A 15,096-nucleotide genomic window follows, 5' to 3' on the forward strand; every position below is an offset into this window, starting at 1 on the left:
TTTATTTACTCCACTGCGCGCAAAAGCGTGCCAAGCCTTCTTTGATATCATCCAACAACACGGACGCGGCATCAGCATTATCCTGTTTTGCTGCCAGCTCCAAGGCTAACGCTTGTTGTTGCAGTTCAATCGCCGCTAGGTTACTGGCACTACCCTTTAGCTTGTGCGCTTCACGTGCCAAGTTAGCAAAATCTGCCGCTGCAATCTGTTGTGCCATGGCTGGAAGCTGCTCCTCAGTCTCTTCGACAAAGATGGTACAGGCTTCATCAAGCAAGGCTTGGCTATCCATCAACCGACTTAAGGCTTCCTCTTTGTCCCACACGCTTGCGTCGTGATCTGTCTTTCCGTGGCTGTCACTCATGCTCAATCCTTTTACTGAAAACGGTGATTCACCTACAAGCGACAAGGGCTTGTTGATTAGCTTGTCATCACCTTGTTTCTAATCGTTACTAAGCTTAAACGCCTGCGTCTAGCACATTGTAGATGTGGCAAAACTCAGGTCCAATCATGCTCGCTTTTCCCCCAATATCAATAATAGAAGTGAGTGCGAATCATGATGGATATGTTGCCTTGGTTAATCGTTTCTGGCCTGATCGTTTCCGTTATCACTGGTCTGTTGACCGTGTTGATGGTTAAAGGCCTCGATTAATCACCGCTGACTCCATGGGTAACCATGGAGTCTGTTCCTTTACCTTCAGGCTAGGCGTTTTTACTGGCTTTCGCCTTTTTCTTCTCTTTTTTGCTTTTTGCCGTCTTTTTGCCTTTTTTACCCTTTTTCAGGGCTTTTTTGGTTAGCTTTTCATCCTTGGCTTTTTTCTTCACCTTTTTCGTCACTGATTCAGACGATGCAGGCAAAGGCGTAGGCCGACACAGATAGCTTTTATCTCTGGCCACACGCGCACATTTGCTGCACGCCACGCAAGGCGGCGAGACAATCGTCGCGAGCAGCTCTAACTCAGCATCCACGTCTCCGCGACGCCACTTACACAGCGACTTAGCCACCTAATGATCCACCGTAAGTGCTGCATTGATATACATATCAAAGCGGTTTTTCTTTGTCGCAATGCTCGAATGAGGGGCCATGCCGGCTAACGGCTCAGCATAATCTGGGCGTTTGACCACCACACGACTGCGTGCCAGTGCCAGTGCGGGATCTAACAGGCTATCCGCATCTGTATCCGCCCCGACTAAGGATTGAAAGACACGCATTTCTTTTTTGACTAGCGCGGCCTTTTTTTTATGCGGATACATGGGGTCAAGATAAACCACATCTGGCCGCTGTAGCCCGGGTGTTTGCGCCATCTCGGTGAGAGCCTGCGCACTGCTTGCATGCAACAAGGTCATGCGTGCGCGCATCCAAGTACCAATTTCTGCATCTTGATAAGCGCGCTGCAGACCATCGTCCAACAGCGCTGCCACCACAGGATGACGTTCAATCAACTGCACCTCACAGCCAAGCGAGGCAAGAACAAACCCATCACGCCCAAGCCCTGCGGTGGCATCAAGAACACGCGGTGTCACGCCTTTATTTAATCCCACCGCTTTCGCGATCGCTTGGCCTTTGCCACCACCAAACTTACGGCGATGGCCGACCGCCCCGTCGACAAAATCAACGTAGACCGCCCCTAATTTAGGCTCATCTTGTTTGCGAAGCTCCAACCGTGTCTCTGTCATCACCAACGCAAACGGTGAATCATTCTCATGAGTGAGTGACCACTTACTTGTTAGCCTTTCAAATTCTTGTTGTTTCTCTGCGACATCACAGATAAGGGTCAGTTGCACGTTGGATCTCCACAGCCAATGATTGGCCGAGTATATCAGAGATGGATTTTTTCCTTCACGCTGTTCTGTGTCTCGGGCCAGCCTCTCACTTGCTGCTCCAGCGGCGCTGGTACACTAAAGTGATAGCCTTGTGCGTAATCGACCCCCAGTAAACGCAATTTCTCTAAAATCTCGCTATTTTCAACAAACTCAGCCACGGTTTTTTTGCCCATTTGCTTGGCAAGATCGTTAATGGCTTTCACCATCGCAAAATCGGTGTCGTCATTGGCAATGTCACGCACAAATTGGCCATCAATTTTCACGATATCGACCGGTAAACGCTTCAAGTAACCAAACGATGAAATGCCCGCACCAAAGTCATCCAGTGCAATAAAGCAGCCCAGCGCTTTAAGACGTGAGAATAAATCCATCGCACTGGTCATGTTACCGATGGCAGCCGTTTCGGTGATCTCTAAGCAGATACGTTGGCTGGGTATCACACTGTCTTTGATAGCGTGTACCAAAAATTGCACAAACTCCTTTTGCGCAATAGAGCGGCCGGATAGGTTAATCGACACCATACCCAGCTTATCAACGTGCTCGGGATGCGCGGCGAACCAGCCTAAGGTTTTCTTTACCACCACCGTATCGAGCTGATGCGCCATGTTGTAGCGCTCTGCGGCAGGAACAAACAGCCCAGGAGAGATCCAGGCTCCTTGCGCATCACGCATCCGAACCAAGACTTCCATATAGAGTTTGCGCTGGGGGGCGCCACTAGTATTCACAATACGCTGGGCATACACTTCAAAGCGATCTGCGGCAATGGCTTCATGAATATGGCTGACATAGGCCATTTCTTGCTCACGACGTTTAAGTTCTTCATCATCCGGATGATAAAGATGAAGTCGGTTTCGCCCCTCATCTTTGGCAGCATAGCAGGCTGTATCAGCTTGAGCATGCACTTGCTGCGGAGAGCCGGCGGTGCGGTCCAGTAAGCGGATACCCAATGAACACTCCAACCGCATCCGGCTGTCATGCCAAAAGAACTCACTTCGTGCCAAGGCAGCCAGCAATGATTTCCCCCAACTCACTGCACGGGTAGCATCGCAGTGATACACCAAAACACCAAACTCATCGCCCCCAAGCCTTGATAGTACCGCGCCAGAAGGTAAGTGATGACTTACAATCAGCGCCACTTGCTTTAACGCTTCATCCCCGGCTTCATGGCCTGCGGTGTCATTGATGAGTTTAAATTGGTCCATATCGATATAGAACATCGCATGGCACTGATCATCTTCGCGGGCCTGAATTAAGGCATCGGCTAGCTTCTGTTCAAAATAGCTGCGGTTATAGAGACCGGTTAAGTAGTCATGATGCGCTTGGTACACCAGTTGGCTTTCCATCTCTCGATGCGCGGTGATGTCTTCGCCAACCACCAGTATCTGTGCCTGAGTGTGCATGGCACGAACCGTCTCTCGCACCCACAATATCTGGCCTTTTTTCGAACGATAAGGGATCTCTCGGCGCCAAAGTTGCTCGTCATGGTCTTGGTCTTGTGGGCGGCGCACCATGCGGTGGGGCGCCTCATGCTGCTCGGCATACAATTCAGTGATTTTATGGCCAAGGAGGCTTGATTTGTTATAACCGAAAAGCTCCGCCGCATATTGGTTGATAGATTGGATCCGTGCTTGCTGATCGACGGTCAGTAAGATCACCGGTTGCTGTTCGTAAAGCATCCGGTATTCAATTTCACTGCGTTGCAGTTTCTCCTCGGTGTGCTTACGTTGGGTAATATCGCGCGCTTCAAACAGAATACGGGGTTGGCCTGATTCACCGGGAAAGCTTTTGACCGCCACATCCAAGATCACTTCGCGGTGCGCCTCACTCAAACACAGTTCAAAACGCCGGGGCTGGGTCGTTTCAGTTAACTTTAGGTGCGACTCTAGGCGTGCAGGGTTACGCCATATCGGCCAAAACCAGAGCGGCCTTGCCTGATATTGGCGAGTTACATCAACCAGTTGATTAAAACTGGAATTGCCCGACAGCAGAATCCCGTTACCATCAAGCAAGGCGATAAACTGATTACTCTGGTCGAACACCCCTTTGAGCATGGCGCGGTGACGCATTAATGCCGACTCACTACGACGCAGCTGGCGCACATTGGCCCATAGCATGACAATGATGCTACCCAACACCAACACAGACAAAGACACCGCTTGTACGGTAATTTTATGGGCCTGCCATAACGATTGCGGACGATTAGTGATCACCGCTGAACGTAGATCGCTAATGTCCAGATCCCACCGTTTGACCAAAGGGTAATCAAACATGGTGACATTAGTGCTGTCGCGCTCAGCGGGCAGCTCACCCGCCAGCACTTTCAGTAGCAACTCACCTTGGGTCTTACCCTGTTCAACCCCATCAATCACCACACCGCCAATCACCCCGTTGCCGAGCATAAAGCTCATCGCCCCGTATACAGGAACGGGTGCTTCACCCACAATGGTTTCGAGGTATTCTTGACGGGTCATAAAGCCGCCTTGATTATCGCGAAAGTAAGAAAGATAAAAGACGCCTTCACCCTCATGCATCGCTTGGATACGGTCATGCAGTGCCTGAAACGATAAGTCTGATAGGCGAACCACTTCAAGACCCGACAAATCACTGTGCGCCAGCTGCGCTTGCACCACATTCCAGTACTGACGACTTGAAAAGGTGTTATCCAGCAATAGGTAAACACGTTCTAAATCAGGATGGAGACGTTTCATCAACGCCAAATTGCGGGGTAAGTCGACTTCTTCTTTCACCCCAGTCACACGCGGTAGCAGCGGGTAATGCTGGCGGCCAAAGTTATTCAGCCCGGCGTACACCACGGGCGTGTTTCCTACGTAGTCGTGGAGCTCGTGCATCAACCATAGCGCGGCGTTGTCTGTGGTTAAAATGGCATCGAAACGCTGGCTGGCGAGTTTTTGGATGTAGAGTTTTTTCAGCTGTTCGCGATAGGCTTCTGATTGGTAACGCTTACTTTCTAAGTAAGTATGCTGAAAGTCGATATCGTGCCCTTGGGTTGCCGTATTTAATCCTTCAACCAACGCTTGGTTCCAAAAGAACCCGGGATGATAGGAGTGCACGACCAAGACTTGTTGTTGTGCTGCACTCACGGCGCAGGTACACATCAGTATTAACACGCCAAAAAGGTATTTGATCCCCACGCCCACTTCCTGTTGGTTTATTGGTATCTTCATAGACAACACGATACCCTACATTAGATGCTCAATTGACTGTCAAGCAACTGAGACAGCGGAAAACATGGCTTAGCTACAACTACAAGACGACAACAATGAACGATTTACCCAAACTGGATGATCTCGATCGTCGTATTCTGTCCACACTCCTCGACGATGCGCGCGTGCCTTACGCGGAAATGGCCAAGCAGTTCCAAGTGAGCCCCGCGACAGTTCACGTGCGCGTGGAGAAAATGAAAGCAGCTGGCATTATCGAAGGTACCGAAATATTGGTGAACACCAAAAAGCTTGGCTACGACGTGTGCTGCTTTATTGGCATCAACCTCAAAGCCGCGCGGGACTATCACTCTGCGCTCGATAAGCTGAATCAGCTTGATGAGGTCGTTGAGGCTTACTACACCACCGGCGCCTATAACATCTTTGTGAAGCTGATGTGCCGATCCATTGAAGAGTTACAGTTTGTGCTGATTGACAAGCTACAAGCCATCGATGAAGTCCAATCCACCGAAACGCTGATCTCACTACAGAACCCCATCAACCGCAACGTAATCCCCTAATTTTTGCGTGGTGATACGCTTTATCCCTGTATCTATCATGACGCAACCGCTATACAACCAAAAACGCCCTGACCAAATAGCCAGGGCGTGGTTGATCGTGAGGTCGTTTTAACCCACGGTTTCTTCAGGGCGTGGCGGCAGCGGCGCACCTGCATCTTCAGCAAGCCACTCGGCAACTTGTTTAGCAAAGTAAGTCAAAATGCCGTCTGCACCCGCACGTTTGAAGCACAAGAGTGATTCCATCACTGTCTCGCGCTCTTTTAACCAACCATTATCGATCGCCGCTTTGTGCATGGCGTACTCACCAGAGACTTGGTAAGCAAAGGTTGGCACTTTGAGTTCACTTTTCACCCGGCGCACCACATCCAAATACGGCATCCCCGGTTTAACCATGACGGTATCTGCACCTTCAGCAATATCCATCGCCACTTCATGCAACGCTTCGTCACTGTTGGCCGGATCCATTTGGTAATTGGCTTTATTGCCCCCTTTCAGGTTCGCCGCAGAGCCTAACGCATCACGGAACGGGCCATAATAGTTAGAGGCATACTTGGCGGAGTACGCCATGATTTGGGTATTGATGTGACCGTTTTTCTCTAGTGCGTCTCGAATACGACCGATGCGCCCATCCATCATGTCTGACGGCGCAACAATATCCACACCCGCCTCGGCGTGTGACAAAGCTTGTTTGATCAGCACTTCGGTGGTGGGCTCGTTCATCACATAGCCGTCGTCATCAATGATCCCGTCTTGGCCGTGGATGGTGTAAGGGTCCAACGCCACATCAGTGATCACACCCATTTGTGGCACGTGCTCTTTGAGCAAGCGCACCGCGCGTGGCACCAGCCCTTCGGGGTTAAAGGCTTCAGAGGCACAGGCGGTTTTAAATTCCTTCGGGATCACCGGGAATAGTGCAATCGCCGGCACACCTAGCTTGGCCAAGTAATCCGCTTCATACAACAGCAGGTCAATCGACATCCGCTCAATACCGGGCATCGACTCCACCGGCTCACGACGATTTTTGCCCATCAAAATGAAAACAGGGTAAATCAAATCGCTCGCGGACAATGAATGTTCCGCCACCATACGGCGGCTAAAGTCAGTTTTGCGTGTACGACGCAGGCGTCGAGCAGGAAAGGCGCCTTGAATGGATACGCTCACTGTATCCTCCTTTATGTTGCAGACCTGGGCTTTGGGGCAGATGACTGCCTCACTGGGTTGTTCACCCCGTCACTGAATCGAAAAACAGCGCAGGGTGTTTTTTGTTGTACAGTCAATAACATGTTCGACAGACTGTTGGCGAAGTCGTGCTACAGTTTGTGCGATATGGGGCAAATATTTAGGCTCATTACGGCTGCTTTTCGGCCGAGGGCGTATATCACGGGGCTGCAAATACGGCGCGTCGGTTTCTATCATCAGCCTATCATCTGAGATCCAGCCAACTTGCTGCTGCAAGGCTTGTCCACGACGCTCATCACACACCCATCCAGTGACGCCGATGTATAACCCAGCGTCCAAACACTCACGCAATGCGCGATCATCGCCGGTAAAGCAATGCAGCACCGCCGCAGGCAGTTTATCGAGCCAAGGGCGTAAAATCGCGAACCAGCGATCGTGCGCATCACGACAGTGCATAAATACAGGCATCGACAGCTCAGCCGCCAGCGCAAGTTGCGCATCAAAGACCGCTTCTTGTTGCGGCCGTGGCGAGAAATCCCGATTAAAATCGAGCCCACACTCACCGATCGCCACTACCTCTGCGCGCTGCGCTAACTGCCGGATAACGGATAAATCCGCGGGGTCGACAGACTTGGCATCATGCGGATGGACGCCAGCGGTGGCATAGGCAAACGCCGGATAATGGGTGGCGAGATCCGCCGCTGCTTGGCTTTCTTCCAGATTAGTGCCGGTCAGCAGCATACCGGTAACGCCCGCTTGCTGCGCGCTCGCAACCACCGCGTCTCTGTCCTTATCAAACCGCGCACTGGTCAGGTTCACGCCAATATCGATCATTCACTGGCCTCTTGTGATTCCGATGATGCACGTGGCACGTAAAAGCGCGATAGCAACACGCCCAATTCGAACAATAAACACATGGGAATCGCGAGCAAGGTTTGCGAAATCATATCCGGTGGCGTCAGCATCATACCGACGACGAACGCGGCGACGATAACGTATGGGCGTTTTTGACGTAGGCTTTGTGCACTGGTCGCGCCGGTCCAAACCAGCAAAATAATGGCGATGGGAATTTCAAACGCGATTCCAAACGCCAAAAACAGTGCCAAGATAAAATCGAGGTAACTAGCGATATCGGTCGCCACTTGCACCCCTTCGGGCGCTATCGAGGTGAAAAAACCAAACACCAATGGCAGCACCACCCAATAGGCAAACGCGACTCCCGCGTAGAAAAGCAACGAACTCGATACCAATAACGGCAATACCAACCGCTGTTCATGCTTATACAAACCGGGGGCTACAAACGCCCAAATTTGGTACAAAATCACTGGTACGGCCACAAACACCGATATCACTAACGTCAGCTTTATCGGCGTGAAAAACGGTGATGCCACATCCGTGGCGATCATGCTCGCGCCTTCTGGCAGCTTATCAATCAGCGGCTGTGCCACCACGCTGTAGATATCGTTAGCAAAATAAACCAAGCCAATAAAAACGATGAGAATCGCAATGATCGCTCGCAACAAGCGGTTGCGCAGCTCCATCAAGTGGCTAATTAGCGGTTGGGTATCATTTACGGAGGACATAGTAGCCTTGCTCGTTTATCGCTTATCGGTCGGCGACGGCTCTGAAGACGGTGCCTCAGGGCGCGATTTCTCTGTCGACGATGCATAAGGGCGTTGGACATCCGCAGCATGCTGACGCAAGGTATCCACCGATTGCTGCAGCTCAGGGTCAAGGTCTTTCATGCCAGCCTGCTCGGCTTTGCGTAAGTTGTCTTGCAGCTCTTTAATTTTAAGCTCTTGCTCGAGCTCGTCTCGGACAGAGCCTGCCATACGCTTCGCTGCCCCCACCCAACGCGACATATTCCGTATCGCGACGGGCAGTCGCTCTGGGCCCAGTACCACTAAGCCAATCACGGCGATCAGCACAAGTTCCCAGAAACCTATATCAAACACGGTTATACCTGCTCTTTATCTTTACGTGCTTGCTCGTTTGTTGACGTCTCAGCCCCAGTATCATCAAGGGTCTTTTGCTGGAAGTCTGCGTCTTTGCCTTTTTGGCTGTCCTCGTCATCGTTCATGGCTTTTTTAAAGCCTTTCACCGCTGAGCCTAAATCGCCGCCCATGTTACGAAGCTTTTTCGTGCCAAATAGCAATACCACAATCACTGCGATAATCAGCAACTGCCAAATACTAATTCCACCCATACTGGTTCCCTTCCACGTGTTGGTTTACATCAATTGAGCGCAGCAGTGTAGCTGCTATTTATTACAGGTTTTATTACAAAGTCGCCAACCCCACAACCAAAAAATCACCGCGCCGCCGGCTGCGACCGAAGGTAAGACCTCTACCTGATTGGCAAACAGTATGGTTGCCGTCAGTAGCAAGGTGGCGCCAATACCGAGCATGTAGGTGGCGCGTGAATGACGTTGCCGTGTTTGCAAATAACCATGATAGTAAGCATCGAGCCGTTGGTTAATTTGTCGCCCTTGACGCAATCCGTCATACACCAGCTCTGGGATTTCGGGTAGCTTCTCAGCCCAAAATGGCGCTTTCTCTTTGACCGCCGCCCACACCGCTTGTGGCCCTACTTGCTGTTTCATCCACGACTCTAAAAACGGCTTAGCCGTGGTCCAGAGATCCAACTGCGGATAGAGCTGACGCCCCAGTCCTTCGATATAGAGCAAGGTTTTTTGTAACAGTACCAGCTGTGGCTGCACTTCCATATTAAAACGTCGCGCGGTGTTAAATAGGTTCAATAAAACGTTACCGAACGAGATTTCGCACAGCGGTTTTTCGAAAATGGGCTCACACACGGTGCGGATGGCAAATTCAAAATCATCCACATTAGTGTCATGCGGCACCCAGCCAGAATCGACGTGCAACTCAGCGACTTTGCGATAATCACGGTTAAAGAACGCGATAAAGTTTTCTGCTAAATAGCGTTTATCGTCGCGATTTAAGGTACCGACAATCCCGCAATCGAGCCCAATCCACTGCGGGTCATGCGGGTGTTCGTAGGAAACAAACACGTTGCCCGGGTGCATGTCCGCATGGAAAAAGCTGTCTCGGAATACTTGGGTAAAGAAGACCTCAACCCCACGCTCGGCCAGCAATTTCATGTCAGTGCCATTGGCCTCCAGCGCCTCGATATCCGACACTTGAATGCCATAGATACGCTCAGACACCATCACGTCTTTGCGGCAGTAGTCACTGAATACTTCAGGCACATACAGTGCGGGGTCGTTTTCAAAGTTGCGGCGCAGCTGAATGGTGTTGGCCGCTTCGCGCATTAAGTCCAGCTCATCAAGCAAGGTTTTTTCATACTCGCGGATCACTTCGACCGGTTTTAACCGGCGAGCATCAGGCAGAAAACGCGCCACCAGCCGTGCCACGCGATACATCAAGCGCAAGTCAGCTTGAATAACCGGCAGGATATCGGGACGGATCACCTTCAGCACCACTTCACGCCCATTCGATTTTAAGGTGGCAGTATGCACTTGCGCGATCGACGCGGAGGCGAGCGGGCTAGGATCAAAGTCGCTGAACCAAGTCTCTAATGGCCCACCCAGCGAGGCTTCGATTTGCGCCTTAGCTTTGTGGCCATCAAACGGCGCGACTTTATCTTGTAGCTGAGCCAACTCGTTGGCGATATCGGCAGGAAAAAGATCGCGGCGCGTCGACATCATCTGGCCAAGCTTCACCCATACCGGGCCCAAGCTTTGCAGTGCCAAACGTAGTCGCTCACCCACAGGTTTATCGGGGTGCTGGTTTTTCAACCAAAATAAAGACTGGCGCCCCAAGTGTGCTAAGCGGGTAATTGGCTGCTTAGGCAACAAGGCGTCTAACCCATAAAGCAGCAGGGTGCGAATAATAAAATATAAACGACGAATTTCACTGAGCGTCATTAGGACTCCATCCGTTCAGCCAACTGCTTAAAACGTGCCTCAAGTCTGGCAACATCACTGCGGATCTCATCGACCTGATCCGAAAAATAGGCCACTTCCAATGGCCCCGGAGCCACGCGCCATTCTTCGGTTAATACCTCGCCAAGGTAGCGTTGCTGACGCGAGGCAAGTTGGTTCGCTTGCTGCCAGCGCTTTTGGGCGTGACTCACCACAGTATGTGCCATCACATCCCCCATATAGGGCGAGAGCCACTCGGCAATATCAAACTGCAATCCGCTGAGCAGTTGCGAGAATTGCTGGGCGACATCGATATCGCCATCAAGGGTCAGCTGATCGGCTTTGATCAGCGCGGTAATATTGGCTTTTTGTTGCAGTTTAGGCAGCGCGGCAAGCGAGAGAGAGAGTGCACAATCAGGCTGTGCTTCGTAGTGGCTGAGCACATCCACACGTTGGCTGAACGCGAAGACAAATTGCTTATTCCACTCTTGCAAAGAAACGCGAATCGTACGGCCTTTGAGGCGCGCCAAACGGCGCTGGCTATCAGCATCGCGTGTGATCACGCCATTTAATGCTGTCTCCAAGGCGGCACACACGAGAGAATCAAAGGCCATACTGGCTCCTTAGAATTTAAATCCGCGGTGCAGGGCGACAATGCCACCGGTCAGGTTGTGGTAGCTGGTTTGTTCAAACCCGGCTTGTTCCATCATTCCTTTTAATGTTTCTTGATCAGGGTGCATGCGAATCGACTCGGCCAAATAGCGGTAGCTATCTGGATCGTTGACAATAAGCTGGCCCATTTTCGGCAAGACATGGAATGAGTAGGCGTCATACACTTTGGAAAGCGGCGCAACGACTGGTTTAGAGAATTCCAATACCAACAGACGTCCCCCCGGTTTGAGCACACGGAACATCGAACGCAAGGCCGCATCTTTATCGGTGACATTACGCAGGCCAAACGCGATGGTGATGCAATCAAAGTGATCATCGGGAAATGGCAACGCTTCTGCGTTCGCTTGTACGTAACTGACATTGCCCACAATGCCTTTATCACGCAGTTTGTCACGGCCCACTTTCAACATGGAGTTATTGATATCGGCGAGTACCACTTCACCGCTCTCGCCGACCAGACGCGAGAATTTGGCGGTCAGATCGCCCGTTCCGCCGGCTAAGTCGAGGACTTTCTGCCCTGCGCGCACGCCACTGCAGTCAATGGTAAAACGCTTCCATATCCGATGGATGCCCATCGACATGACGTCGTTCATCAGATCATATTTTGCGGCCACCGAGTGAAATACATTGGCTACCATGCTTTCTTTTTCTTGGCGTTTGACTTGCTGAAAGCCAAAGTCGATGGTCTCTTGGTCCTGATGCGTTTGTTTATCTGTCATGTTAATCCCCTAACGTGTTGGCCCTAGTTTACTTTATCGCCCATCCGGACTCCAAGCGCGGGACCAAGTTTCTTCTATTTGTTCACAGACGAAATGTCAGACACCGGATCGTCTTCGTCTGCGCCTTGGGGAGAAAAAGAAGTTAATGCCGCATTCGCAAGCGCTGGACTGATATCGCGCTTTACCTCGACGCCAAGGGCTTTAAAGCCCTCGGCTTGGCGAAGAATATTGCCTCGACCTTGGCTGAGCTTATTCATCGCGCCATGATAACTGTCGTTCGCTTTACCCAATGCGCTCCCCAACCCTTCCATGTCGCTGACAAATAAACGCACCTTGTCGTAGAGCTTACTGGCTTTCTCTGCAATCTGTTTGGCGTTCTGGTTTTGGTATTCGTAGCGCCAAAGGTTATTGATGGTACGTAACGCCACCAGCAAGGTGGTGGGGCTGACTAACATAATATTGTTATCCATCGCCTCACGAATCAGACTAGGGTCGGCTTCAATGGCAATTTGGAACGCAGGCTCCACAGGGATAAACATCAACACATAATCCAGCGTCTTCACGCCATGCAGTTGGTGATAGTCTTTGCGTCCAAGGCCACGGATGTGGGCACGGATCGCTTGCACATGCTCTTTCAAAGCCGCATCTTGCTCAACAATGGACTCCGCATTGTAATAACGCTCGTAGGCCACCAATGCCATCTTGGCATCTATCACCACATCTTTGTCTTGCGGCAGTTTTACAATCACGTCTGGTTGATAGCGTTTGCCTTGCTCATTCTCAAGGTTCACTTGAGTATGGTATTCATGTCCTTCACGCAAGCCAGATTCTTCTAACACACGCGCCAATACCACTTCGCCCCAGTTGCCTTGCTGTTTGTTATCCCCTTTAAGGGCTTGGGTCAGGTTATGGGCTTCACGGGTCATATCTGCGTTTAATTGCTGCAGATTTTTGATTTCATGAATCAGGGTATGACGCTCTTTGGCTTGTTCGCCAAAACTGTCAGTCACTTGCTTTTTAAACCCTTCCAGTTGCGATTTCAGCGGCCCGAGTAAAGTCTCGAGACTCATTTTGTTTTGCTCATCGACGGAGTGGACTTTTTGTTCAAACACTTGATTGGCAAGCTGCTCAAATTGGGCGCGTAAGCGTTCTTCTGCATTTTCGAGCAATGCTTGTTTTTCTTGTGCAGCGTGTAATTGTTGTTCTGCGCTCGCTTTCACTTCGCGAAGTTCAGCCAGTAATTCGGCCTTTTCATCCCGCAAGCTATCAAGTTTTTGCTCCAAACTTTGGTTATGTTGCCGCAGCTGCTCCAGCTGTCGCAATTTTTCAGCTGCCGACGTGAGCTTACCGTAATAGTGGCGTAGCTCTTGGCTCAAGCGGTCGCGCTCAACATCCAGGTTATCCAGCTCTTGCTGTTGATGTGCCTGTTGTTGTTGCCAGTGTTCGCGTTGCGCCTCAAAGGCTATATGCTGCTGATCTTGCTGCGCCTGATACCAATGTTGGTATTGCGCGAGCACGCGTCGATGCACCGCATAACCGAGCACACAGGTACCGCCCGCCCCGAGTAAAAACGCAATAAAATGCAATGAGGTTAACGACAAGCCATCCAGCATAGCGAGGTCTCTATTTTACAGTCAGTTATGCCAGCAAAGGCTAATCGCACACTGGATAAATGTCCAGTCTATCTCAGAGACATGGGATCCCGTAGACTGCCTAAAAACACTGGCATAACCGCAAGGACGCAGCATGCATGATGAGCGCAAGGCGCTGATATTCGCCCTATCAGCCGTCTTACTTTGGTCGACCGTCGCCACCGCATTTAAGATAACGCTACGCTATATGTCGCCCATACAGATGCTGGCCGCCGCCAGTGTCGTCTCTGTGGTGATCCTATTCGCCATTGCCGCGCTCCAAGGCAAATTGGGCGCCATCTGGCCAACCTTTCGCGCGCGACCGGGTTACTACCTTGTATTAGGACTCGTCAATCCACTGATTTATTACTTAGTCCTATTTAAGGCGTACGATCTATTACCTGCCTCATTAGCGCAGCCTTTAAATTACAGCTGGGCCATTACCTTAACGTTGATGGCAGCGCTTTTCTTAGGGCAGACGATTCGTCGTCAAGATTGGATTGCTGCGGCATTGGGGTATTTCGGCGTGGTAATTATTGCCACCAAGGGACAACTATTTTCGCTGCAATTTGATAGCCCATTGGGGATTGGGTTGGCATTATTATCGACACTACTATGGGCAGGCTACTGGATATTAAATACTAAAAACGCTGCCGATCCTGTAGTCGGGATATTATTAAGCTTTGTCCTTTCGCTACCCATTTCTCTTACTTTGGCGGGGCTAACCGCATCGTGGCAAGGCATTCCATGGCAAGGGTGGCTCGCCGTGAGTTACGTTGGTCTGTTTGAAATGGGCGTGACATTTATGCTGTGGCTGAGCGCGATGAAATATACTCAGAATACCTCTCGGATCAGTAATCTGATATTTATATCACCGTTTATTTCACTGCTATTACTCGCCACCATTATTGGTGAGACCATTCATCTAAGCACTTTAATTGGTTTGATGTGCATTGTGGTGGGATTATTAATTCAACAGCGCACAGGCAAGCGTGACAAACCGTCCGCTGCCAGTGCGTCGTCATAGTCACTCATGTAAAGCTCAGTGGCGTCACCTTATGGGCGCCACAATCACACAGTGTGGACTAGGGGTTAGCCAACTTTACGCTGTGTCATGTACTGATAGAGCTCGTCAGCAGAGAGACCATCTTGCAGTAAGCCTTGGGTGATTTCTTCAATGCGCTCAGAACGGCGCTCTTCAATCACAGAATTAAATTGGTAAACCAGTTCACGCAAGTATTTCAGTGGCACTTGACGTGCAGCACTGCGTACACGCTCTTCACTTTGGCTACCTAATTCTTGCAGTAATTTGCCAAACATGATTTTTTCTGGCGATTCCTCAAGTTGTTCGAGGACGCGCGCCATTTCGATTGTCGATAATGACATAGTGTGTAACTGACCTTTGAGATAAAAACGAAAAGGAATGAG

General features: G+C 50.7%; 16 protein-coding genes. 2 read left to right on the plus strand and 14 right to left on the minus strand.

From position 1 onward, the window contains the following. Position 1: 1 nt before the first annotated feature. The 4 genes from BZG82_RS03005 to BZG82_RS03020 all read right to left on the minus strand — a co-directional run bounded on the left by BZG82_RS03005 (position 2) and on the right by BZG82_RS03020 (position 5,006). Positions 2–361, minus strand: a complete 360-nt coding sequence (locus tag BZG82_RS03005) for an Hpt domain-containing protein (protein ID WP_069588212.1) — start codon at positions 359–361, stop codon at positions 2–4. A 338-nt stretch (positions 362–699) separates the two neighbouring features. Then, positions 700–1,002, minus strand: coding sequence for a hypothetical protein (locus BZG82_RS03010; RefSeq protein ID WP_077479566.1), 303 nt, complete (start codon positions 1,000–1,002; stop codon positions 700–702). After that, on the minus strand, positions 1,003–1,782 hold the full coding sequence (locus tag BZG82_RS03015; protein WP_077663369.1) for a class I SAM-dependent methyltransferase: 780 nt from the start codon (positions 1,780–1,782) through the stop codon (positions 1,003–1,005). Between the two features lie 35 nt (positions 1,783–1,817). After that, entirely contained in the window at positions 1,818–5,006 is a 3,189-nt protein-coding gene (locus BZG82_RS03020; protein ID WP_241837341.1) for an ABC transporter substrate binding protein, read from the minus strand. Between the two features lie 95 nt (positions 5,007–5,101). Here BZG82_RS03020 and asnC point away from each other — a divergent pair, with 95 nt between their 5' ends. After that, positions 5,102–5,563: a transcriptional regulator AsnC gene (asnC, locus tag BZG82_RS03025; protein ID WP_069588218.1), complete on the plus strand. Its 462-nt coding sequence runs from the start codon at positions 5,102–5,104 to the stop codon at positions 5,561–5,563. A gap of 108 nt (positions 5,564–5,671) precedes the next feature. Here the strand turns inward: asnC and hemB are convergent, their stop codons facing one another. The 9 genes from hemB to rmuC form a co-directional block, all read right to left on the minus strand. After that, entirely contained in the window at positions 5,672–6,724 is a 1,053-nt protein-coding gene (hemB, locus tag BZG82_RS03030; protein WP_077663370.1) for a porphobilinogen synthase, read from the minus strand. 69 nt (positions 6,725–6,793) lie between these two features. Further along, positions 6,794–7,576 carry a TatD family hydrolase gene (locus tag BZG82_RS03035; protein WP_077765134.1) on the minus strand — a complete coding sequence of 261 codons (783 nt, stop codon included), beginning with the start codon at positions 7,574–7,576 and terminating at the stop codon, positions 6,794–6,796. After that, positions 7,573–8,325, minus strand: coding sequence for a twin-arginine translocase subunit TatC (tatC, locus tag BZG82_RS03040; protein WP_077639792.1), 753 nt, complete (start codon positions 8,323–8,325; stop codon positions 7,573–7,575). Before tatC ends, BZG82_RS03035 begins: the two co-directional genes overlap by 4 nt. A gap of 15 nt (positions 8,326–8,340) precedes the next feature. Continuing rightward, positions 8,341–8,697 (minus strand): Sec-independent protein translocase protein TatB, encoded by a 357-nt coding sequence (gene tatB, locus BZG82_RS03045; RefSeq protein ID WP_077765135.1) that lies wholly within the window; start codon positions 8,695–8,697, stop codon positions 8,341–8,343. A gap of 2 nt (positions 8,698–8,699) precedes the next feature. Then, the gene (gene tatA, locus BZG82_RS03050; protein ID WP_069588228.1) at positions 8,700–8,948 is read right to left on the minus strand and encodes a Sec-independent protein translocase subunit TatA; all 249 of its coding nucleotides are present in this window, start codon (positions 8,946–8,948) and stop codon (positions 8,700–8,702) included. Positions 8,949–9,002: 54 nt separating this feature from the next. Then, on the minus strand, positions 9,003–10,649 hold the full coding sequence (gene ubiB, locus BZG82_RS03055) for a ubiquinone biosynthesis regulatory protein kinase UbiB (RefSeq protein WP_077765136.1): 1,647 nt from the start codon (positions 10,647–10,649) through the stop codon (positions 9,003–9,005). After that, entirely contained in the window at positions 10,649–11,260 is a 612-nt protein-coding gene (locus BZG82_RS03060) for a ubiquinone biosynthesis accessory factor UbiJ (protein WP_069588232.1), read from the minus strand. The genes ubiB and BZG82_RS03060 overlap by 1 nt, the downstream gene beginning before the upstream one ends. Before the next feature lie 9 nt (positions 11,261–11,269). Then, positions 11,270–12,037, minus strand: coding sequence for a bifunctional demethylmenaquinone methyltransferase/2-methoxy-6-polyprenyl-1,4-benzoquinol methylase UbiE (gene ubiE, locus BZG82_RS03065; RefSeq protein ID WP_069588234.1), 768 nt, complete (start codon positions 12,035–12,037; stop codon positions 11,270–11,272). 74 nt (positions 12,038–12,111) lie between these two features. Continuing rightward, on the minus strand, positions 12,112–13,650 hold the full coding sequence (rmuC, locus tag BZG82_RS03070; RefSeq protein WP_077765137.1) for a DNA recombination protein RmuC: 1,539 nt from the start codon (positions 13,648–13,650) through the stop codon (positions 12,112–12,114). A 133-nt stretch (positions 13,651–13,783) separates the two neighbouring features. Between rmuC and BZG82_RS03075 the strand changes: the two genes are divergently transcribed. Then, positions 13,784–14,695: a DMT family transporter gene (locus BZG82_RS03075; protein WP_077765138.1), complete on the plus strand. Its 912-nt coding sequence runs from the start codon at positions 13,784–13,786 to the stop codon at positions 14,693–14,695. Positions 14,696–14,760: 65 nt separating this feature from the next. On the opposite strand, the gene tsrA is transcribed toward BZG82_RS03075, so the two are convergent. Further along, the gene (tsrA, locus tag BZG82_RS03080) at positions 14,761–15,054 is read right to left on the minus strand and encodes an H-NS-like global regulator TsrA (RefSeq protein WP_069588237.1); all 294 of its coding nucleotides are present in this window, start codon (positions 15,052–15,054) and stop codon (positions 14,761–14,763) included. Between the last annotated feature and the right edge of the window lie 42 nt (positions 15,055–15,096).

The organism is Salinivibrio sp. PR5, assembly GCF_001996085.1.
Taxonomy (GTDB): domain Bacteria; phylum Pseudomonadota; class Gammaproteobacteria; order Enterobacterales; family Vibrionaceae; genus Salinivibrio; species Salinivibrio proteolyticus.